This is a genomic window from Arthrobacter sp. TB 26, from assembly GCF_000427315.1.
In the GTDB taxonomy this organism is placed as follows: Bacteria; Actinomycetota; Actinomycetes; order Actinomycetales; family Micrococcaceae; genus Arthrobacter.
In genome coordinates, this window is the sequence record NZ_AUPJ01000480.1 from 1 (window position 1) to 767 (window position 767).

Here is a 767-nt window from a genome sequence, read left to right on the forward strand (position 1 = left end):
TCGGGCTGTACGTGCACATCCCGTTCTGTGCCGTGCGCTGCGGATACTGCGATTTCAACACCTACACCGCCACGGAACTGGGCGGCGGCGCCTCGCAGGACGCCTACGCCGGCACCGCCATCGCGGAAGTCGGCTTCGCAGCGGCGGTCCTGACGGACAGCGGCCTGCCGGCACGACCGCTCAGCACGGTCTTCTTCGGTGGCGGAACACCCACTCTGCTCCCGGCTGGGGACCTGGCCCGCATTCTCACCACCGCCATCGGGGCATGGGGCCTCGAGCCCGGCGCCGAGGTCACCACGGAGGCAAACCCGGACTCGGTCACGCCTGGTTCCCTGCAGCTGCTGGCCGACGCCGGTTTCACCAGGGTGTCCTTCGGCATGCAGTCGGCGGTGCCGCATGTCCTCAAGGTGCTGGACCGCACCCACACCCCCAGCCGCGTTCCCCAGGCCGTCCAGTGGGCCCGGGAGGCCGGCCTCGACGTCAGCCTCGACCTGATCTATGGGACGCCGGGGGAGTCGCTGGCCGACTGGCGCTACTCGCTGGAGACCGCCCTGTCCTACCGGCCGGACCACATCAGCGCCTACGCGCTGATCGTTGAGGAGGGCACCAAGCTGGCCGCGCAGATCCGCCGCGGCGAGGTGCCGGGAATCGACGACGACGACCACGCGGCCAAATATGAACTCGCCGACGAACTCATCTCAGCCGCCGGGCTGTCCTGGTACGAGGTCAGCAACTGGTCCCGCACCCCGGAGCAGGCCTGCCGCCAC

At 69.8% G+C, this 767-nt stretch carries 1 protein-coding gene; it reads left to right on the forward strand.

The window, feature by feature from the left end:
• The coding region (locus K789_RS0118580; protein WP_024368068.1) for a coproporphyrinogen-III oxidase family protein at positions 1–767 on the forward strand (767 nt) is incomplete at both ends.